The 18779-nt window shown below is 70.6% G+C and carries 20 protein-coding genes; 8 read left to right on the forward strand and 12 right to left on the reverse strand.

From position 1 onward, the window contains the following. The first annotated feature begins 86 nt into the window (after positions 1-86). On the forward strand, positions 87-1268 hold the full coding sequence (locus AB0O76_RS22670; protein WP_365494089.1) for a serine hydrolase domain-containing protein: 1182 nt from the start codon (positions 87-89) through the stop codon (positions 1266-1268). Between the two features lie 24 nt (positions 1269-1292). Continuing rightward, entirely contained in the window at positions 1293-1970 is a 678-nt protein-coding gene (locus AB0O76_RS22675; RefSeq protein ID WP_365494092.1) for a TetR/AcrR family transcriptional regulator, read from the forward strand. On the opposite strand, the gene AB0O76_RS22680 is transcribed toward AB0O76_RS22675, so the two are convergent. From AB0O76_RS22680 to AB0O76_RS22705, 6 genes are read right to left on the reverse strand one after another with little or no spacing between them, the layout of a single operon-like run. After that, positions 1912-3303 carry a hypothetical protein gene (locus AB0O76_RS22680; RefSeq protein WP_365494095.1) on the reverse strand — a complete coding sequence of 464 codons (1392 nt, stop codon included), beginning with the start codon at positions 3301-3303 and terminating at the stop codon, positions 1912-1914. The genes AB0O76_RS22675 and AB0O76_RS22680 overlap by 59 nt on opposite strands. Further along, the gene (locus AB0O76_RS22685) at positions 3303-4631 is read right to left on the reverse strand and encodes an MFS transporter (protein ID WP_365494098.1); all 1329 of its coding nucleotides are present in this window, start codon (positions 4629-4631) and stop codon (positions 3303-3305) included. Before AB0O76_RS22685 ends, AB0O76_RS22680 begins: the two co-directional genes overlap by 1 nt. Positions 4632-4647: 16 nt before the next feature. Beyond that, positions 4648-5148 (reverse strand): MaoC family dehydratase, encoded by a 501-nt coding sequence (locus AB0O76_RS22690; protein ID WP_365494101.1) that lies wholly within the window; start codon positions 5146-5148, stop codon positions 4648-4650. Then, positions 5145-6680, reverse strand: a complete 1536-nt coding sequence (locus AB0O76_RS22695) for a long-chain fatty acid--CoA ligase (protein ID WP_365494104.1) — start codon at positions 6678-6680, stop codon at positions 5145-5147. The genes AB0O76_RS22690 and AB0O76_RS22695 overlap by 4 nt, the downstream gene beginning before the upstream one ends. A 40-nt stretch (positions 6681-6720) precedes the next feature. Then, positions 6721-7596 (reverse strand): amidohydrolase family protein, encoded by an 876-nt coding sequence (locus tag AB0O76_RS22700; protein ID WP_365494441.1) that lies wholly within the window; start codon positions 7594-7596, stop codon positions 6721-6723. An 11-nt stretch (positions 7597-7607) separates the two neighbouring features. Next, the gene (locus tag AB0O76_RS22705; protein WP_365494444.1) at positions 7608-8570 is read right to left on the reverse strand and encodes an SDR family NAD(P)-dependent oxidoreductase; all 963 of its coding nucleotides are present in this window, start codon (positions 8568-8570) and stop codon (positions 7608-7610) included. Positions 8571-8805: 235 nt separating this feature from the next. On the opposite strand from AB0O76_RS22705, the gene AB0O76_RS22710 reads away from it, so the two are divergent. Both AB0O76_RS22710 and AB0O76_RS22715 read left to right on the forward strand, forming a co-directional pair. Continuing rightward, on the forward strand, positions 8806-9219 hold the full coding sequence (locus tag AB0O76_RS22710) for a MarR family transcriptional regulator (RefSeq protein WP_365494447.1): 414 nt from the start codon (positions 8806-8808) through the stop codon (positions 9217-9219). Between the two features lie 54 nt (positions 9220-9273). Beyond that, entirely contained in the window at positions 9274-9762 is a 489-nt protein-coding gene (locus AB0O76_RS22715) for a hypothetical protein (protein ID WP_365494107.1), read from the forward strand. 47 nt (positions 9763-9809) lie between these two features. Here the strand turns inward: AB0O76_RS22715 and AB0O76_RS22720 are convergent, their stop codons facing one another. From AB0O76_RS22720 to AB0O76_RS22740, 5 genes are all read right to left on the reverse strand, one after another. Further along, on the reverse strand, positions 9810-10253 hold the full coding sequence (locus AB0O76_RS22720) for a hypothetical protein (RefSeq protein ID WP_365494110.1): 444 nt from the start codon (positions 10251-10253) through the stop codon (positions 9810-9812). A 108-nt stretch (positions 10254-10361) separates the two neighbouring features. Further along, a complete protein-coding gene (locus AB0O76_RS22725; RefSeq protein ID WP_365494113.1) occupies positions 10362-10790 on the reverse strand; it encodes a hypothetical protein in 429 nt (142 codons plus the stop codon). Positions 10791-10835: 45 nt separating this feature from the next. Continuing rightward, positions 10836-11246: an MFS transporter gene (locus tag AB0O76_RS22730; protein WP_365494116.1), complete on the reverse strand. Its 411-nt coding sequence runs from the start codon at positions 11244-11246 to the stop codon at positions 10836-10838. Further along, positions 11246-12181 (reverse strand): MerR family transcriptional regulator, encoded by a 936-nt coding sequence (locus tag AB0O76_RS22735; RefSeq protein ID WP_365494119.1) that lies wholly within the window; start codon positions 12179-12181, stop codon positions 11246-11248. Before AB0O76_RS22735 ends, AB0O76_RS22730 begins: the two co-directional genes overlap by 1 nt. Positions 12182-12257: 76 nt before the next feature. Next, positions 12258-14840 (reverse strand): glycoside hydrolase family 3 N-terminal domain-containing protein, encoded by a 2583-nt coding sequence (locus tag AB0O76_RS22740; protein WP_365494122.1) that lies wholly within the window; start codon positions 14838-14840, stop codon positions 12258-12260. 361 nt (positions 14841-15201) lie between these two features. Between AB0O76_RS22740 and AB0O76_RS22745 the strand changes: the two genes are divergently transcribed. The 3 genes from AB0O76_RS22745 to AB0O76_RS22755 are packed head-to-tail and all read left to right on the forward strand — an operon-like array spanning position 15202 to position 17427. After that, the gene (locus AB0O76_RS22745; protein WP_365494125.1) at positions 15202-16125 is read left to right on the forward strand and encodes an NADP-dependent oxidoreductase; all 924 of its coding nucleotides are present in this window, start codon (positions 15202-15204) and stop codon (positions 16123-16125) included. After that, complete coding sequence (locus AB0O76_RS22750) at positions 16122-16895, forward strand: GNAT family N-acetyltransferase (RefSeq protein WP_365494127.1); 774 nt, start codon at positions 16122-16124, stop codon at positions 16893-16895. Before AB0O76_RS22745 ends, AB0O76_RS22750 begins: the two co-directional genes overlap by 4 nt. 13 nt (positions 16896-16908) lie before the next feature. Further along, positions 16909-17427 carry an FBP domain-containing protein gene (locus AB0O76_RS22755; protein WP_365494129.1) on the forward strand — a complete coding sequence of 173 codons (519 nt, stop codon included), beginning with the start codon at positions 16909-16911 and terminating at the stop codon, positions 17425-17427. A 30-nt stretch (positions 17428-17457) separates the two neighbouring features. Here AB0O76_RS22755 and AB0O76_RS22760 read toward each other — a convergent pair whose 3' ends face one another. Beyond that, a complete protein-coding gene (locus tag AB0O76_RS22760) occupies positions 17458-17847 on the reverse strand; it encodes a (2Fe-2S) ferredoxin domain-containing protein (protein WP_365494132.1) in 390 nt (129 codons plus the stop codon). Between the two features lie 163 nt (positions 17848-18010). Here AB0O76_RS22760 and AB0O76_RS22765 point away from each other — a divergent pair, with 163 nt between their 5' ends. Then, the gene (locus AB0O76_RS22765; RefSeq protein WP_365494135.1) at positions 18011-18760 is read left to right on the forward strand and encodes a DUF899 domain-containing protein; all 750 of its coding nucleotides are present in this window, start codon (positions 18011-18013) and stop codon (positions 18758-18760) included. Positions 18761-18779 lie beyond the last annotated feature (19 nt).

Genomic DNA, 18779 nt, shown 5'->3' on the forward strand with positions numbered 1-18779 from the left:
CACTGCCCCCTTCACAGGACTAGGTGCTGGGGGCAACCATGCGCGAGGATGTCCCGGGTCGGGGGACACAGCGACCGAGGAGAGTCATGACCGTGCGCGTCCATGGCACCTGCGCCCCAGGATTCGAGGGCGTACGCGAGGAGTTCGAGCGCAACTTCACCGAGCGCGGCGAGCTGGGGGCGGCAGTCGCCGCGACGGTCGACGGGGAGTTCATCGTCGACCTGTGGGGCGGAGACGCGGACAAGACCGGCACGCGCGCGTGGCAGCGCGATTCACTGGTGAACGTGTACTCCACGACCAAGGGAATGACCGCGCTGTGCGCGCATCTCCTGGTCGACCGGGGCGAACTGGACCTGGACGCACCGGTCGCCCGCTACTGGCCGGAGTTCGCACAAGAGGGCAAGGCGGACATCCCGGTGCGCTGGCTGCTCAGCCACCGCTCCGGGGTGATCGCGCCGCGCGAGCCGATGGCGTCGGACGACCTCTACGACTGGGAGAAGGTGTGCGACGCGCTGGCCGCGACGCCCCCGTGGTGGAAGCCGGGCACGGCGCAGGGGTACCACGCCGTGAGTTTCGGCTATCTGGTGGGCGAGGTGGTGCGCCGGATCACCGGGGTCTCGCTCGGCACGTTCCTGCGGAGCGAGGTGACGGAGCGGCTCGGCGCCGATGTCTTCGTCGGCACCCCGGTGAGCGAGCACGGCCGGTGCGCGGACATGGCGAGGCCGGTAGCCGCGTCCGGCACGCAGAGCGGCTTCAAGACCCCGCCCGAGCCGCCGGTGCGCTCGCTCGACGCCGACCCACTGGCCGCCGTCACCCTGTCCCTCCAGTACCTGCCGGTCGGCCATGTGAACGGCGCCGCCTATCGCAGCGCAGAGATCCCCGCGGCCAACGGCCACGCCTCCGCGCGGGGTCTCACGACGGTGTACGCGGCACTCGGCGCCGGCGAACTCGTCGGCGAGACGACGCTTGAACAGCTGCGCACCCGCCAAGGGGAGCCCGACGAACGGGACCTGGTCCTCGCGGCGGGCACGGCCTGGGGCGAGAAGTGGGAGTGGGGGCTCGGCTACATGCTGAACCTGTACGGCCAGGCAGGTCCCAACCCGCGGGCCTTCGGCCACGGGGGCATGGGCGGCTCGTACGCGTTCGCCGATCCGGAGAACCGGGTGGCGTACGCGTACGTGATGAACCGGATGGGCTCGGGGACGTCCGGGGACGACTTGAGGAGCGTGCATCTGGTGGGGGCGTTGTACAGGGGGCTCAAGGGGTAGGCCCGTGGCGGCTAACCTCTCCCGATGGAGCACAGCCCCCGTCACCGCCCCACCGGGCAGTACGCCGCCGCGGACGCCCGTCGGGCGGGCATCATCGACGCCGCCCTCGTTCTCTTCGCGGAGTCCGGCTATCTGAACTCCTCCCTTGCGAAGATCGCCGTCGAGGCCGACACGTCCGCCACCGTCATCGCCCATCACTTCGGCTCGAAGCAGCGCCTCCTGATGGCGGTCCTCGAAGCCCGCGACGAACGCACCGTGCGGACCTTCGGGCGGCTGCACCCGGACTCCGGTGGCGACGACGTCCGGGCGCTCTTCCGTGAGGTGCTCGCCCTCGCGGAGTACAACCTCACCCAGCCGGGTCTCATCCAGCTCTACACCCGGCTCTCCGCCGAGGCCGGCGATCCCGCGCACCCGGCGCACTCGTACTTCCAGGAGCGGTACGAACGCGTCGTCGGCTCGCTCGCTGCCGTGCTCCAACGTGCCCTGGACAAAGGACAGTTGAGGCCCGGCACCGATCCCGAAGGTGTCGCCCGCGAAATTCTCGCCATGTCGGACGGGCTCCAGGTGCAGTGGGCGATCACCGAAGGCCGCCTCGACTTCGTGGAGTTGTACCGCGCGCACCTGGACCGGCTCACCCGTGCCCTCACCGTGGACGGCGTGGGTCTGGACGATCGGAAGGCCGCGGGTAGGGACCCGGCCTGAAGTGCTCGTAGCGCGCGGCCGTCGTCGGATCGGCGTGCCGCGCCTCCGCGTTGAGCGCGGCCGGTGACGTGTCGCCCCAGCGGCCGGTCGTGACCCGGCGCTCCGTCGTGTGCACGGCGGCGAGCTGCTCGGCGGGGCTGAAGGTGCAGTGGCCCGCGTTCTCGACGTACGCCTGACGCAGCAGTGGTGTGCGGCCCGCCGCGGTGACCGTGTCGCGGTAGGCGCTCTCGGCGCGGACCGGGATGAGGGCGTCGCCCGTGGTGTGGATGTTCAGCTGGGGCTTGGTGAGGCGGCCGGTGAAGGCGACGTTGCGCTTCATGTAGCGGACGGCGGACGGGTCGGCCTTGATGCGGGGTGCGGCGGCGAGGGCGTTCAGGTCGGCGCTCAGGGAGCGGCCCGCGGACTTGTAGAGGGCCTTGACCTCCTTGTACTGGGAGGAGCGCGCGAGCATCGCCGTGTAGTCGACGCCCGTGTTCCAGGACATGCTGCCGCCCGCGCGCTGTTCGGCCTCCTGGCGCCAGGAGAAGGCGGGCGCCTGGACCAGGCCGGTCAACGCCGCGTACTGGTTGGCCTGTTGGGCGGCATGGTCATGGGGTGCTGGGAGCGGCTGCTTGGGGTCGTTCCAGCCGGGCACGGAGTGCAGGGCCGCCGCGAGGGCGATGCGGGCGCGGCCCGAAGGAGTCGACTGGGCCCGGGTAAGGACCCCGCCGAGGCGGTCCGCCGCGTCCTTCGCGTCCAACTGGCCGGTGAATCGGGTCAGTTGGATGCCGGAGTCCGGGGCGAGCAGCGTCCGCAGGGCGAAGACGGGGTCGAGGGTGGAGTTCCAGTTGGCGATGCCGCCCTGGACGAGGCCGCACATCGAGAGGGAGCCGTCGATGCGCTCGGCGTGCCGTTCGGCGATCGTGGTGGTGACGAGGCCGCCGTACGACTCGCCCCAGGCGAGGGTGCGGCGTGCCGTGCCGACCTCGGCGGTGAAGGTGTCCAGGGCGGCGAGCTGGTCGGGCACGGCCTGTTCGACCGCCCAGCCGGTGGTGGCGTAGGAGGAGCCGACGAGCGCGTAGCCCTCCCCCAGGAGCTTCTTCTTGACCTCGTCGTCGGGGGCGTTCTGCGCCGGGTTCGGGGATCCTGCGGGACGGTAGCCGTGGCTGAACAGGAGCACGGTGCCGTTCCAGTGCTCGGGGGTGTCGATGACGTAGGCGGCGCCGGAGGGCAGGGTGCCTTCGATGTGGCCGACTGCCGTGCGGGCCACGGCAGTTGACGGTGTCGCGGCCACGATGAGGAGCAGGGTGGCGAGGCCCGTCGCGGTTCTCATCGGCGTACGGATCTTCTGCATCAGGAGGGGACACCTTCCGTGGGGCGGACCTGCGCGGGTTCCGCGGCGAGTGTGGTGCCGCTCGTCTCCCGGATCCGCCAGACGGTGAGCGCCGTGACGGCGGCACCGGCGGTGAGCAGGAGGGCGACGGGGGCGCTTGTGTCGTACGAGGCGAGCAGGCTGCTCGCGATGAGCGGGGAGAAGCCGGCGCCGAGGAGCGTCGCGGTCTGGTAGCCGAGGGACGCGCCCGTGTAGCGCACACGGGTGCCGAACATCTCGGTGAGCAGGGCGCCGAGCGGGCCGTACATCGTGGACTGGGCGATGCCGTGGCCGATGACGCACGCCAGGATCAGCAGTCCCGGCCTGCCGGAGTCGGCGAGGGCGAAGACGGGGAAGGCCGTGGCCGCCGAGAGGAGCGCGCCGGTGAGTACCACGGGGCGGCGGCCGACCCGGTCGGAGAGGATGCTGGCCAGCGGCATCACGACCAGGGCCGTACAGGAGGCGACGGTGACTCCGGTGAGGACCTGCGATCGGGAGTACCCGGAGTCCACGGCGTACGAGATCATGAAGCTGGTCATCAGCGACTGGGCGGTGAACGGGCCGATGCCGACGCAGGCGGCGAGCAGTACGGAGCGCGGCTTGCGCAGCACGTCGAGCAACGGCATCCGCGCTGTCGTCTTCTCGCGCCGGGCGGCGGTGAACAGGGGGCTCTCCTCCACCTTCAGGCGGATGTAGAGCCCGGCGCCCAGGAGCACCAGGCTGAGCAGGAACGGCACCCGCCAGCCCCACGCCCGGAACTGGTCGTCGGGCAGGGTGCTGACCAGGGTGACGACGGCCGTCGAGAGCACGGTGCCGAGCGGCGCGCCCAGCTGAGTGAAGCTGGTCCACAGGCCGCGCGGCCGCTCCCCCGCGTGCTCGGCGACCATCAGCGTGGCGCCGCCCCATTCGCCGCCGATCGCGATGCCCTGCACGACGCGCAGCAGGACGAGAAGGACGGGGGCCCACACGCCGATGGTGTCGTACGTCGGCAGGCAACCGATGAGGAAGCTGCCCGCGCCCATCAGGACCATGGTCAGGAGCATCATCGACTTGCGTCCGAGCCGGTCGCCGAAGTGGCCGAAGACGATGCCGCCGAGCGGCCGTGCGACGTATCCGGCGGCGAAGGTGCCGAACGCCGCGATGGTGCCGACGGACGAGTCGGCCTCGGGGAAGAACAGGTCGCCGAAGACGAGGGCTGCGACGGTTCCGTACACCAGGAAGTCGTAGAACTCCACCGCCGTGCCGAGCAGGCCGGAGAGTGCGACTCTGCGCAACTGGCATGTGCCGTGCGCTGGTTGGGCGTCAGGCATGGTGGGCCCCTCGCGGTCAGACGTAGAAGCGGGACAGGCTGCGCAGGACGCAGGCGGGCTTGGCGGCGCCCTCGATCTCGACGGTGCCGTCCACGGCGATCTGCACGCCGCCGCTCACCTCGTCGACGGAGGCGAGGCGGGCGACGAGCCTGATGCGCGATCCTGCGGGCACGGGAGCGGGGAAACGCACCTTGTCCAGGCCGTAGTTGACCTTCGTGGTGACGCCCTGGACGTCCAGGAGCTCGGTGAAGAAGGGGATGAAGAGGGAGAGCGTGAGATAGCCGTGCGCGATCGGGGCGCCGAAGGGGCCCTGCGCCGCGCGCTCGGGGTCGGTGTGGATCCACTGGTGGTCGCCGGTGGCGTCGGCGAAGGTGTTGATCCGCTCCTGGGTGATCTCGATCCAGGAGCTGGCACCGAGGTCGCTTCCTGCGAGCTTCTTGAGCTCGTCGAGGCCGTTGACGGTGGTCGTGGTGGTGGTCGCGGTGGTGGTCGCGGTGCTGCTCGTGGTGCTGCTCATATGGCGTTCTCCTGTGGTGAGTTGGCGGGCGTGGAGCCGTAGAGGCGGCGCAGCGCGGGCTTGAGGAGCTTCCCGGAGGCGGTGCGCGGCAGTTCGGCGACGACGACCAGGGATTTCGGGATCTTGTACTTGGCGAGGTGACCGGCGAGCGAGGCGAGCAGCGCGTCCGGATCGGGTACGGAGCCCTCGCGGACGACGACCACGGCGCGCGGCACCTCGCCCCACCTCGGGTCGGGCACGCCGATGACGGCGCACTCCACGACATCCGGGTGGGCGAGCAGGGCGCTCTCGACCTCGGCCGGGTAGATGTTCTCGCCGCCGGAGATGATCATGTCTTTGAGGCGGTCGGCGATGGTGACGTACCCGTCGGCGTCGCGGCGCGCGGCGTCGCCGGTGCGCAGCCAGCCGTCGGCGAAGGCCGCCGCGCTGTCCTGCGGCAACCCCCAGTAGCCGGGCATGACATGGGGCCCGCGCACAAGGACCTCGCCCGCTTCACCGTCGTCGGCTTCCGTGAGGTCGGGGCGGACCACGCGGACGTCGGTGAAGAAGTGGGGTACGCCGGCCGAGCCCGCCTTGCTGACAGCGTGCTCGGCGTCCAGATACAGCACTCCGGGTGCGGCCTCCGTCATGCCGTAGCCCTGCTGGAAGGCGAGTCCGCGCTCGGCGTACGCGGCGATGAGCGGGGCGGGCACGGGGGCTCCGCCGCACATCAGGACGCGCAGCGAGGTGAGATCGGCCGAGTGCCAGCGCGGGCGGCGCGCCATCTGCTCGTACATCGTCGGCACGCCGAACATCGCTGTGACGCCGTGCCGTTCGACGAGGCCGAGTGACGCGTCGGCGTCGAAGGACTCCACGAGGACGCAGGTGCCGCCCTTGAGGAGGACGGGCAGGGTCAGCATGTTGAGGCCGGCCGTGTGGAACAGCGGGGCGGTGACGAGCGCGGTGGTGTCGGAGGTGAGGTCGGCGTCGACGAGGACGTTGACGGCGTTCCAGGTGAGGTTGGCGTGGGTGAGCATGGCGCCCTTGGGGCGGCCGGTCGTGCCCGAGGTGTACATGATGATGCTGATGTCGTCGCCGGTGACCGGCTCATCGAGCGGTTCGATGCTCGCCCCGGACAACAACTCCTCGTAGTACGGGCCTACTTCGATACAGGTACGCAGGGCGGGTGCGAGCTCGGTGAGGCGTTCCGCCGCCGTGATGAACGTGGGGGCATGGATTAGGGTGGCCGCACCCGAGTCGTCGATTTGGTGGGCGAGTTCGGGGACGGCAAGGCGGGTGTTGAGCGGCACGAAGACCGCGCCGAGCACGCCCGCCGCGAAGAACGTCTCCAGGAAGGCGGGGTGGTTGGCGCCGAGGTAGGCGATCCGGTCGCCGCGCCGCACCCCGGACTCCCGTAGAGAGCGGGCCAGTTGAGTGGTGCGGGCATAGAGCTCGGCGTACGAAGTGGTGGTGTCCTCGTACCGGAAGGCGGTGCGGTGCGGGGTCTTACGGGCCCTGCGAGCGGGCCAGGAGCCGATTCCCTCGTTGCGCATGGGTGGTGACCCCTTTCGGTGGATGGTCGGCGTCGTCCGCTCAGGCGGGGCCGAGGCCGAGGAGGCGGGCCGCGTTCTCCTTGAGGATCTTGGGGCGGACCTCGTCCTTGATCTGCAGCTTCTCGAAGTCGGCCAGCCAGCGGTCGGGCGTGAGGACCGGGTAGTCGGAGCCGAAAAGGACCTTGTCCTTGAGCAGCGTGTTGGCGTACTGGACGAGCTGCGGCGGGAAGTACTTCGGGGACCAGCCGGAGAGGTCGATGTGCACGCCCGGCTTGTGCGTGGCCACGGCCAGGGCCTCGTCCTGCCAGGGGAAGGACGGATGCGCGAGGATGATCTTCAGCTGGGGGAAGTCGGCGGCGACGTCGTCGACGCACATCGGATTCGAGTACTTCAGACGGATCCCGCCACCGCCCGGGACGCCGGCGCCGATGCCGGTCTGGCCGGTGTGGAAGAGGGCGATGGCGCCGGTCTCCTCGATCACCTCGTACAACTCATAGGCGAGCGCACGGTCGTTGGGGAAGAACCCCTGGATGCTCGGATGGAACTTGAAGCCCCGCACCCCGTACTCCTCGACGAGCCGCCGCGCCTGGCGCACGCCCGCCCGGCCGCGGAACGGGTCTATGGAGGCGAACGGGATGAGGACGTCCGGGTGTTCGGCCGCGGCCTCGGCGACCTCCTCGTTGGGGACGGGCACCGTGCCGGTGGCGGACTCGGCGTCGACCGTGAAGACGACGGCGGCCATCCGCCGTTCGCGGTAGTACGCGGCGATCTCGGGCAGGGTGGGCTTCCGGTTGCCCTCGACCTTGAAGTACGAGGTCGACGCGGTGTCGAGTTCGGCGGAGAGGGAGGCCGCGCCCTTGGCGGAGACCTCGGCGTGGGTGTGGACGTCGATGGCGACGAGGTCCTCGGGGTCCATGACGGCGGCGCTCACGCGACCGGGACCTTCGGCGCGGGGATGCCGACGGACTGCGGGGAGCTGCCCACGGAGGTGTGCCAGGCGGCGGCGATCGCCTCCGGGCTCCAACCCCCGTCCGCGTAGGCCGCGTTGACCTCCTGGGGGTGCGACCACAGGGTGAGGCGGTCGCCGCCGATGCCGACACACTGGCCCGTGACGTCGCGGGCGGCGTCCGACGCGAGGAAGGGAACAAGCGCGGCGCAGTCCTCGGGAGTGCCGAAGCCCTCGCCCTTGCGCAGGAAGCCGGGCAGCGGCTCGCCGCGGTCGCGCAGCGCCTCGATGTAGGGCGCGAAGGCGGGGATGGTCTCGGTCATCGCGGTGGCGGCGACGGGCACGATGGCGTTGACGGTGATCCGTGCCTTCGCCAGCTCCATCGACCACGTACGGGCCATCGCGGCGATGCCCGCCTTGGCGGCGGCGTAGTTGGTCTGCCCGAAGTTGCCGCGCTGGCCCGCGGGCGAGCCCACCAGGATCAGGCTGCCGCCCTCGCCCTGCTCCCGCATGCGGACGGCGGCGGCGCGAGCACAGGTGAACGTACCCCTGAGATGAGTAGCGACAACGGCATCGAAGTCGTCATCGGTCATCTTCCACAGCACACGGTCGCGCAGGATGCCCGCGTTGGTGACGAGCACGTCGAGCCGGCCGAACTCGTCGACGGCGCGGGCCACCAGGCGGTCGGCGGCCTCGGAGGTGCCGACGGCGACGGGCTCGGCGACGGCACGGGCGCCGGTGTCCCGCAGGGACTTGGCGGCCCGCTCGGCGGCTTCGGGGTCGATGTCGTTGACGACGACGGCGGCACCGGCCGCGGCGAGAGCGGTGGCGTACGCGAGTCCGAGGCCCTGACCGGAGCCGGTGACGACGGCGACCTTGCCGGAGAGATCGATGGCATCGGAGCCATCGAGAACATCTGAGGCATCGGGGGCGGAGGAGTCCAGCACGAAGAGTTTCCCTTCAACAGGCAGCGATGAACGGCGAGTTCACCGGCGAGGCAGCACGAAGGACCGGCGGCACGGCGGCCGGACCGACCTGAGAAAGGAAGCTAAGACAAATCATTGTTGCCGTCAATGATTGCGGCCGTAATCAAGAATGCGGCATGCTGGACCTATGACCGCTCCCAGGACCCCCGAAGCAACCACGTCCACCCGGCCCGTCGACGCGGACGAGCCATGGATGCGCGAGCTGCACGCCGACACCGGCTACCTCCTCTACCGGCTCGGTCTGCGCTCGGGACAGATGTTCAACTCCGCGCTCCAGGAGTCGGGCCTCCGGCTGCGCCACTACGCGCTCCTGCGCTACCTCGCCACCGTCGAGGGCGCCCTGCAGCGGGAGTTGAGCACGGCGCTCGGCTATGACCCGAGCGCCATCGTCGGCCTGGTCGACGACCTCCAGGGACTCGGCCTCGTCGAACGCCGCCCGGCCCCCGGCGACCGCCGCAGCCGCATCGTCGTACTGACCGACAAGGGCCGCACCTACCTGCGCGACAGCGACGCGACGAGCCGGGTGACCGACGAGCTGACCGCCCCGCTGTCGCGGGAGGAACGGGCGACACTGCACGACCTGCTGCTGCGGGTCGCGCGGCCCTAGGGCGCGTACTGCGACAGGCTGACGCGTACTGCGACAGGCTGAATGGAGAACTTCGTGGCAACTGCCTTGCTCACAGTGATTGCCGGACTCGCCGGGCTCGTCATAGGCCGTTTCTGGGACAGCCGCTCCGAGTCCGCCCGCTGGCGCCGCGACCTCAGAGTGCGCAGCTACGAGGATGTCGCCAAGGAGTTTTACCACCACCGAGCGCTCATCCAGCGATGCAGTGCTCTGTCCGTCGACTCCTCGGAGAAGGAGGAGGCCGTCCGCGTGCTCAGCGATCACCATGCCGTATGGAATCAGCAGCTGACCGCTCTATGGATCCACGGCTCAGAGCCCGCCGCCGCTACCGCCTATTCCCTCGATCACGAAATGTCGGCTCTGCGTCGCATCGCCATCCGGGAGCAGATCCCCTTCTCTTCCTGGCACCTCCGCCGGGAGCCGGTCCAGCAGGCGTTTGACGACTTTCTGGACGCCGTACGTGCCGATCTCTCGCTCCCGGCCCTCCAGGTGCTGCGGCGCAACGCGCCCGACCGCATCTCTTGATCGGCCAGGGCCTGTTCATGCATGTCCGTCGGCCGTGTGGTGCCGCATCAACTCACCTGCCGGGTCCGGCCCGTGAGCCCCAGCAGCGCGACCGCAATCACGACGGCTGCCGTCAACAGGGTCAGTAGCGGCATGCGCTGGCCGGGTGCGAGGTGGTGCAGCAGCCGGATGTGGATGACCAGGTGGGGCAGGGCGAAGACGAGGTACACCGCGAGACCAGTGCGGATCATGGTCTGCCGCATGGTGACGGCGCCGACGCCGAGGACCACCGAGGTGGCCAGGCTCATGGCGCCGTAGTCCATCATCAGATGCGCGTTGTACGACATCCGCATTCCCACCCAGGGGATGTCGAAGAACGAGCGCGGGAACAGCAGCGCCCAGCATCCGACGATGAACTGCACCGTCGTCAGGAATACAAGACCGGTGCGGAGCAGGCCGCGGGTGCCGCCGAGTCTGTCGGTGGCGCCCGTCATCAGGATCGGGTTCGTCACGGGTTGCGACCTCCGTGGGGATGCGGTCCCCGGCCGTGCCGGGTCCCGCGTGGCTGTCAGGGTCATCAGCTCAGACCGGACAGCACTCCCGGATGTGACAGCCGGGACTCAATCGGACGTCCCCGGGTCGCACGCCTTCGCCGACCCGGAGAACCGGGTGTCGTACGCGGGCCCCCTGGTGCGCCAGCCGATCAGCGCGGCGAGACAGAGGACCGCACTGCTGAGCCAGGACATCGTTTCCGTGGCCTGCCCCGCGGGCGCGAGGTCGCCACCGACCGCCAGGGCGAGGCTGCCCAGCACACTTCCGATGGACAGGACCGCCAAGTACAGGCCGGTGAAACCCGCCGCCTGGTACTCCTGCGCGTAGATCGGCAGCACCACGTCGACGGCGGTGACCGCGGTGACGAAAAGTGCGTCCGCGGCCAGCAGACGCCGAAGGGGCGCGGACACCAGCGGCCCGAGCCAGTGCCTCCTCCCGGCCGAACTCGGCTGTTCGTACGGCGAGTTGAGCAGCAGACCGACCGCGAAGGACGTCATGAGCGCGATGACGGCGAACGCCAGCGACGGGCGAGACCGACAGGCTCAGCCAACTGGCATCATGACGGCGACGGGAGGCGCACTCGCCCCCATGGCCCCGGCCAGCGCATCGACGATGGCGACGTGCACCGCCAGGAGCAGCAGGACGGTGGCCGTCAGGTGTCCGGCGAGACAGGTGAGCAGGACGGGGCGAGGGGAATGCTGGTCGGCGAGCCGTCCGCGCAGGGGTGCGGTCAGGCCCTGGCCGATCGCCGAGCCGCTGACCGCGAGGCCCGCGGTCGTGTACGAGTAGTCGCGGCCGATCAGAAGCAGCAGGCTCAGGCCGGCCATGGCGGGCGGGATCTTCGACACCATGCCGACGGTGGCGAGCCGCCAGAAGCCGGGAACCCGTATCAGGTCCCGGTAGCCGGCGGTCGGCCGTCGCGGCCCGGCCTCGGTCAGCTCCGTGGGTGCCATCAAGGCATCCGGACGCGGAGCGCCTGCACGATCCAGGCGAGCGGCGGCGCCAGACTCTCCGGGGCGGGCCATCCGTTGATCACGGCGAGCAGTTGCAGATAACGGTCCCTGCGGGGGTCGTCCATGCTCTCCAGACGGGCCGCCAACCGCCTTCGGAGGGCGATGTCGTCGGGCAGGCCAGCGATGTGGGCGTAACGCGCCGTGAGCGTCGACACGATCGGATCCGCCTCGGGTGATGCCGGGTCGGTGCCGGCCGTCAGGGCCGGGGTGACCTGAGCTCGGACAGCTTCGGCGAGGATGCGGGGCAGGCCCGTGGTGTCGTCGGGGGCCCGGTCGGTCGCCATGTCGCGGGCCATTCCCTGCATGGTGGAGCGGAAATCCGCGTCCTGGAACAGTTCGGCAAGCTCTACCCACGCCTCGACCTGTTCGGCTTCGGGGCTATCGGGCAGCTCGGGGGTCATCGAGCGGACGACCGCCGCGAAGGCGGGGTGGTCACGCAGTCCGTCGAAGACAGACCCGAGGAAGTCGTCGACCAGGCGTCGACGTTCGGCCTCGGAGAGCTTGGCCAACTGGTGCATGAGGTCCAACTCCTCTGGGGTGGAGCCCCTCTTGGCCACCGCTGTGAGCACCGCACGCCGCAGGCGCAGCACGCGGATCTGCACGTCGAGGGCGTCGGCGTGCGCCGCGGCGACCTCGGGCAGCGAGACCTCCCGGTCCACGACCTTCCTGATCGATGCGAGGTCGACGCCCAGTTCGCGCAGGGTGCGTACGAGGCCGAGGCGGGCGACGGCGTCGGTGCCGTACAGGCGGTAGCCGGACGGGCTGCGGCCGGCGGGCGGCACGATCCCCTCGTCGGAGTAGAACCTGACCGTCTTGACCGTCAGACCGGTCCGCCGAGCCAGATCACCGATCGAGTAGAGCGTGTCACCGTCCATGTCCCCCACCTTGATGTCTCCCCCCACTGGAGACTCAAGCACTCCCCGCCGGCGACCGGAGCGTCGCGTCAAGCGTTCAACTCGCCGCCCCCGTCAGCCTGATGTCCCGCGACGACGACCCCACGTACACAGCGCGTCGCCCCTCGGGCCGCACCCACCGACCCCCGTCCGTGTCCCAGTACGACAGTTGGCGCTCGTCCACTTGCAGCGTGACCCGGCGCGACTGCCCCGGCCTCAGCTCCACCCGGTCGAAGGCTGCCAGCGTCTTCACCGCCATCTCGACGTCCGTGCCGCGCGGTGCCCCCACGTACACCTGGGGCACCTCCGCGCCCGCGCGGCGGCCCCGGTTGGTCACCGTGAACGACACCTCGTAGCCCGCGCCCGCCCGGCGCACGGACAGGTTGCGGTATCCGAACTCCGTGTAGGAGAGGCCGTGTCCGAAGGGGAAGAGGGGCTCTATGTTCGCCTTGTCGAATCCTCGGTAGCCGGTGAAGATGCCTTCGCTGTACGTGACCACTCCGTCGACGCCGTAGTAGCGCTCGGGGTGTGCCGGGTCCAGGGTGGGGTGGTCCTCGTCCCGCCTCGGCCAGGTCACCGTCGCCTTGCCGCCCGGGTTCGCGCGGCCGGTGAGCAGGTCGGCGGTGGACCAGCCGCCCTCCTGGCCGACGTAACCCGTGTGCAGGATCGCGTCGACCGCATTCCTCCACGGCATCGTCGCCGGGCAACCCGTGGTGAGGACGACGACCGTACGCGGGTTGGCCCTGGCGACCGCCGTGATCAGCTCGTCCTGGTGGGCGGGGAGAGTGAGGGTGCTGAAGTCGCCGCCGCCGCCCAGCGAGCCGCCCGAGCCGTTGAAGGCGAAGACGACCGGTGTGTGGACGCGCCGGGCGAGGCGAGCCGCCGCGGTGATGGACGCGGTGCGCTGCTCAGGGGTCACCCACGCGAACCGCACCTGGACCTGGCCTCGTTCGGCGATGCTCGCCGCCCAGCCGGTCGCCTTGACCACGACCTTGTACGCCCTGCCGCCGGTGAGCTCCACGGGCTCGGCCTGGCCGTTGTCGAGGCCGTCCGTGGTCGGGACGATCGAGGACCACTTGCGGGCGAAGCTGTCACGGGCGGCTGCCGCGGTCGTCAGCTCCTTGCCGTCCAGGCTCAGCGAGACCGCCGCGCCCCAGCCCTGGATCTTGAGCGCGTACTCGCCCGTCGTGGGCGGCACGAAGGTGCCGGTCCACTCGGCCGTCGTTCCGACCGGGAGTGCTTCGGAGCCGACAAAGTCGACCTTCTTGTCCATGCCGCCGCCCTTGCGGACCAGGCCCTCGGGGAACGCGGATGCGGGGACAGCCGTGCCCGTGAGGTCGACTCCGACCTCGTACGCGATCTTCCGCCCTGTGGTGCGGCGCAGTGCGGCGAGCGGGCTGATCAGGCGCTCCTCGAAGCCGTACGCGCGCTCGCCCGAGACCGATGTCGCTACCTGGCCTGCGGTCGGGCCGATGAGTGCGAGGTCGCGCAAGGCGGCGGGCGACAGCGGGAGTCCGCCGTCGTTGGCCAGCAACACCGCGCCCTGGACCGCGACTTCGCGGGCCACGCGGGCGCCGGCCTCAATGTCGATCCGCTTTCGGGCGGGGACCCGGCTGCCGTCGAGCATGCCGAAGGCGTCGTACTGGCCGAGGATCCGGGAGACCGCCGTGTCCAGGGCGGCCTCGGGGATCGAGCCGTCCTTGATGGCCTTCTTCAGGGGGTCCCCGTAGAAGGAGCCGTCCCACATCTGCATGTCCTGGCCCGCTTCGAGCGCGGCCGTCGAGTGGGTGGCGCCCCAGTCGGAGGTGACGAAGCCCTTGAAGCCGAGTTCGCCGCGGAGGATGTCGGTGAGGGTGGTGCGCTGCTCCGAATTCCACTTGCCGTTGAGGTGGTTGTACGCCGACATGACGGAGGACACGCCGGCGCGGACGACCGCCTCGAACGCGGGCAGGTACAGCTCGTGCAGCGTACGGTCGTCGACCACGAAGTCGTAGGAGTTCTCCGGCTTCTCGCGGTCGAACTCGTGCAGGCGCTGGTTGTTGGCGAGGAAGTGCTTGGCCTGGGCGAGCATGCCCTGCGCCTGCACGCCCTCGACCTGGGCTGCGCCGATCAGGCCGTTGAGGTACGGGTCCTCTCCCGACTGGTCCTTGTTGCGGCTGAAGAACGGCGTGCGGGAGAGCTCGATCTGCGGGGCCAGCAGGACGTCCATCTCCAGGGTGCGGCCCTCGCGGCCCATCACCGCCCCGTATTCGCGGGCGAGTTCGAGGTTGAAGGAGGAGCCGAGTGTCGAGACGGGCGGGAGGCCGGTCGCGGACTTGGTGACGTTCACGCCCGCCGGGCCGTCGGACAGCCGCAGCTCCGGGATGCCGAGGCGCTCGACGCCCGGCAGGTATCCCGCCTGCCCCAGTCTGCGGGGGTCGGTGGCGCCGTGGACGAGGCTGATCTTCTCGTCGAGGGTGAGGCGGGCGATGAGCCCCCGGACGCGGCGCGTGGCGGCGGCCGCGCCCGGGGAGCCGACGGCTTCCGCAGCTCCGGATGCGGGTACGGCCGCGGCGGCCGGACCTGCGGAGGCCACGAAGGCGAACGCTGCGGCGGTGCCACCCAATTGCTTCAGAAGTTCACGACGGGTCCTTGCAGGCATGGCGAAATGGCCTCCTGAACGCGGCTCATGGCACGCCGAACTGGCCAGCGCGGCGCCAAGATCTGAACGCGCCATCCGCTCCAGTACGGGTCTGTGGGGCCAGAGTCTTGATTGGTTGAACGCTGAAGGTCAAGGGTCGGGTGAGCAAAACTTGGCCACCCGTTCAGTTTTTGTAGGGTGCGCACGGTGCGGCGCCCGGCGCGGCACCCCGTGCGGCGCCCAGCGCCGGACTCATTGCGGCCCCATGAACGCTCCGCCGCGCCGGGAATAGCGGAGCGATCATGGCGGTCGTCCAAGGTGACGCTCACGCGGCGCACGCCGATGACCATCGGCGTCCATCGATCCGGTAGCGAGGGAGAACATGTCCAAGGCCTACGTATTCACCCGGCACGGCGGTCCTGAAGTGGAGGCCTTCGTCGAACAGGCGCCCCCGGAGCCCGGCCCCGGTCAACTCCTCGTCGCGGTGCGGGCTGCCGGGGTCAACCCCGTCGACTGGAAGCTGCGCGCGGGCAAGCGGCGGCCGGGCTCGCCGCCCGCCACCTTCCCCGAGGTCCTGGGCAGCGAGGTCGCCGGTGTGGTCGAGCGGGTGGGCGACGGCGTCGGGGGGTTCGCCGTCGGGGACGCGGTGTTCGGCAACCCGGTCACGGGCGGGTACGCCGAGCACACGCTCCTCCCCACCACGATCGCCGCCCACAAGCCGGATGACCTGACGTTCACGGAGGCGGCCGCGCTGCCGGTCGCCGCGGCGACGGCGTACGACGGCCTGCGTCAGCTGGATCTTCCGGCTGGGGCGACGCTCCTGATCACCGGGGTCGGCGGCGGGGTCGGGGTGGCCGCGGCGCAGTTGGCGCGGCACTTCGGCATCCGGGTCGTCGGGACGGCGAGCGCGGGCAAGAAGGAGTTCGTCGAGTCCCTGGGCGCGATCCACGTGTCGCCGGGTCCCGATCTGGCGGAACGGGTGCGGGCCGCCGCGCCGGGCGGGCACGTGGACGCGATCTTCGATCTGGTCGGCGGCGACGACGTGGTGGCAGTCGCGGAGCTCCTGACCGACCGCTCGAAGCTGATCACGGCGGCCGTCAAGGAGACGATCGCCGAACTGGGCGGTGCGCCGGTCGCACGGGCACGGAACAGCGAGGTCCTGGAGGCGGTGGCACAGCTTGCCGTCGACGGCGTACTGCGGCCCGAGGTGTCGGCGACGTATCCGCTCGACCGTGCCGACGAGGCGCTGCGGGCCGTGGAGAGCGGCCACACGCGCGGGAAGATCGTGATCGAGGTGAGCGTGTGACCGCCGCCCGCCCCGACCTCGCGAACCCCGAACGCCCGCCGGAAGCAAGCCCGCACCCCTTGGACAACCCGGCCTACGGAGCGCTCGCCGGGCCGCATGCCCGTTTCGCCGAGCGCCGCGGCAGGGTCCTGCGCTACCAGCTCGACGTATCGCCGTGGCTTGCCCTGCCCGACGACCCCGGCCCCGACGACTGGGCGGACCTGGCGCACCTCGCGGGCCCGGGCGCCGAGGTGCCGCTGCCCGGTGTCCGGGCGGCGCTTCCCGAGGGGTGGGAGGTGACGTTCGACATGGAGGGCGTCCAGCTGGTCGACGCATCGGTGGCGGCCGCGCCGGACCCGGAGGCCGTCCCCCTCGGCCCCGCCGACGTACCGGAAATGCTGGACCTGGTCGAACGCACCCAGCCGGGTCCCTTCCTGCCCCGCACCGTGGAGCTCGGCACCTACCTGGGCATACGCCGCGGCGGCACCCTCATCGCCATGGCCGGGGAGCGGCTGCACCCGCCGGACTGGACCGAGATCAGCGCGGTCTGCACCGACCCGGCCCACCGCGGCGAGGGCCTGGCGTCCCGCCTGATCCTCGCGGTGGCCGTCGGCATCCGGGCCCGCGGCGAGACCCCGTTCCTCTACACGTCGGCGCGCAACACCCATGCCATCCGGCTCTACGAGTCGCTGGGCTTCCGGCTGCGGCGCCGTACGCGTTTCCTCTCGGCTCGGGTTCCCACCGGGGCGCTCGCACCGGAAAAGGAGAAGACGCCAAGAGCTCCCCATTGATAACTTCCGGATCATGGAACCCATCGGCGAGAAAGAGATCCGCGCGTCCTTCGTCAACTGCTCCAAGGGCGAGGCCCGCCGGCTCACACTCCCCGCCGGCTTTGCCGAAACGCCCTGGTCAGACCTTGACTTCCTCGGCTGGCGCGACCCCAAGGCCCCGGACCGGGGCTATGTCGTGGCGGAACGGGACGGTGCGTACGTGGGCATCGCGCTGCGCGCTTCGACCGGCGCGCGCAGGAGCCTGCTCAAGTCCAGCATCTGCTCGGTCTGCGTGACCCCGCAGTCCGGCTCGGGCATCACCCTGCTCGTCGCTCCCCTGTCAGGGCCCGCGGGGCGGCAGGGCAACTCGGTCGGCATCTACATCTGCGCGGACCTGGCCTGCTCGCTCTACGTACGCGGCAAGAAGACGACGGCGCTGGCCCGGCGCTTCGAGGCAAGCCTCACCCTCGAAGAGCAGAACGCACGCACGGTGGCGAACCTGTACGGCTTCCTGGACAAGGTCCTCGAAAGGTCAGCGTCTTCGGCGGCCTGATCCCCCCTGCCTGCCCGTCACCCTTTCCCGTCACCCTTTCCCGGGCTCGACCAGCTGCAGTTCCAAGGTGGCCGAAGGCTGAGCGAGCCCGGGCCCGCCGGCCTCGGCCCAGGCGATTATCTCGTCGAGCGACGCGTCGTCCACGGCGAAGCCGACCCATGCCGCCCGGCCGCCCTTCCGCCGTCCCGCTGCTGACGGCTGGACGACGATGATGTTCGCCTGCCCGCAGGGCCCGAGGCACTCACTCGTACGCACGGCGAACCGCCCCGCCGAATCGGCGGCCGCGGCCCGCAACCGCGCCAGTTGCCAGTCGTGGTCGACGCCGGGGTTCTTGCGGGCGTTCCCGCAGCAGCAGCCCCGGCAGACGACGAGCGTGCAGGGCCTGGCGGCGGCGGATCCGATGGCTATGACGGGACTCATCCAGTGATCATCTCAGAGCGCTTCCGTGGACTGCGCCCCTGCCGCGATGAGTTCCGGCCGGGTCGCGAGTCTCTATCTGGGTGAGCAGGCTGTAGCTGGAGAACAGTCTGCAGCCGGTGAACGTCGTAGGACGACGCCGGCACGAGACACCATGGAGGACACCATGACGACCGCACCGGACGACCCGAACACCGCCCTGCCCGGCCGCCCTCCCATCGTCGATCTGGCCACCTGGCAGACCGCCCGCGACAAGCTGCTGGTCCGCGAGAAGGCCCACACCCACGAGGGCGACGCGATCGCCGCGGCCCGCCGCCGGCTGCCGATGGTGGAGTTCGACGGGAAGGTCGAGGTTGTCGGACCCGAAGGACCGGTCCCGTTCATCGACCTGTTCCAGGGCCGCGACGAACTCGTGGTCTACAAGCACATGTGGCACGACGGCGAGCCGCACCAGGGGCAGTGCGCGGGCTGCACCACGACGGCCTGGCACGCGAAGGACGCCGTCTACCTCAACGCCCGCGGCGTCTCTTTCGCCATCCTGACCACGGGCCGCTGGGACGAGGTGGCCTCGTACGTCGAGTTCATGGGCTACACCCAGCCCTGGTACTCGGTGCGCGGTGTGGACGAGCCGGTCGGCGGCGAGATGGGCTACCTCACCTGCTACCTGCGCGACGGCGACCGCGTCTTCCTCACCTACTCCACGACGGGCCGTGGCAACGAGCCGGTCAACGGCTCCCTCGGCCTGCTCGACATGACGCCGTACGGCCGCGGCGAGGCCTGGGAGGACAAGCCCGAAGGCTGGCCCGAGGGGCACGAGTCGTGCTGGTTCTGGAGCTCGGACGCGGACGGGAACGCCACCTGGGGCCCGACCGGCCGCCCCGTACCGCAGTGGACCCGCCCCGGCCGCCTGCTGTGACCCGGCGCGACCCTGCGGT

This window comes from Streptomyces sp. NPDC086554 (genome assembly GCF_040686095.1).
Taxonomy (GTDB): domain Bacteria; phylum Actinomycetota; class Actinomycetes; order Streptomycetales; family Streptomycetaceae; genus Streptomyces.

Coding starts and splice junctions, on each gene's coding strand:
- AB0O76_RS22670 (WP_365494089.1), top strand. CDS start 87: ATGACCGTGCGCGTCCATGGCACCTGCGCCCCAGGATTCGAGGGCGTA.
- AB0O76_RS22675 (WP_365494092.1), top strand. CDS start 1,293: ATGGAGCACAGCCCCCGTCACCGCCCCACCGGGCAGTACGCCGCCGCG.
- AB0O76_RS22680 (WP_365494095.1), bottom strand. CDS start 3,303: ATGCAGAAGATCCGTACGCCGATGAGAACCGCGACGGGCCTCGCCACC.
- AB0O76_RS22685 (WP_365494098.1), bottom strand. CDS start 4,631: ATGCCTGACGCCCAACCAGCGCACGGCACATGCCAGTTGCGCAGAGTC.
- AB0O76_RS22690 (WP_365494101.1), bottom strand. CDS start 5,148: ATGAGCAGCACCACGAGCAGCACCGCGACCACCACCGCGACCACCACC.
- AB0O76_RS22695 (WP_365494104.1), bottom strand. CDS start 6,680: ATGCGCAACGAGGGAATCGGCTCCTGGCCCGCTCGCAGGGCCCGTAAG.
- AB0O76_RS22700 (WP_365494441.1), bottom strand. CDS start 7,596: ATGGACCCCGAGGACCTCGTCGCCATCGACGTCCACACCCACGCCGAG.
- AB0O76_RS22710 (WP_365494447.1), top strand. CDS start 8,806: ATGCGCGAGCTGCACGCCGACACCGGCTACCTCCTCTACCGGCTCGGT.
- AB0O76_RS22725 (WP_365494113.1), bottom strand. CDS start 10,790: ATGACGTCCTTCGCGGTCGGTCTGCTGCTCAACTCGCCGTACGAACAG.
- AB0O76_RS22730 (WP_365494116.1), bottom strand. CDS start 11,246: ATGGCACCCACGGAGCTGACCGAGGCCGGGCCGCGACGGCCGACCGCC.
- AB0O76_RS22735 (WP_365494119.1), bottom strand. CDS start 12,181: ATGGACGGTGACACGCTCTACTCGATCGGTGATCTGGCTCGGCGGACC.
- AB0O76_RS22740 (WP_365494122.1), bottom strand. CDS start 14,840: ATGCCTGCAAGGACCCGTCGTGAACTTCTGAAGCAATTGGGTGGCACC.
- AB0O76_RS22745 (WP_365494125.1), top strand. CDS start 15,202: ATGTCCAAGGCCTACGTATTCACCCGGCACGGCGGTCCTGAAGTGGAG.
- AB0O76_RS22755 (WP_365494129.1), top strand. CDS start 16,909: ATGGAACCCATCGGCGAGAAAGAGATCCGCGCGTCCTTCGTCAACTGC.
- AB0O76_RS22760 (WP_365494132.1), bottom strand. CDS start 17,847: ATGAGTCCCGTCATAGCCATCGGATCCGCCGCCGCCAGGCCCTGCACG.
- AB0O76_RS22765 (WP_365494135.1), top strand. CDS start 18,011: ATGACGACCGCACCGGACGACCCGAACACCGCCCTGCCCGGCCGCCCT.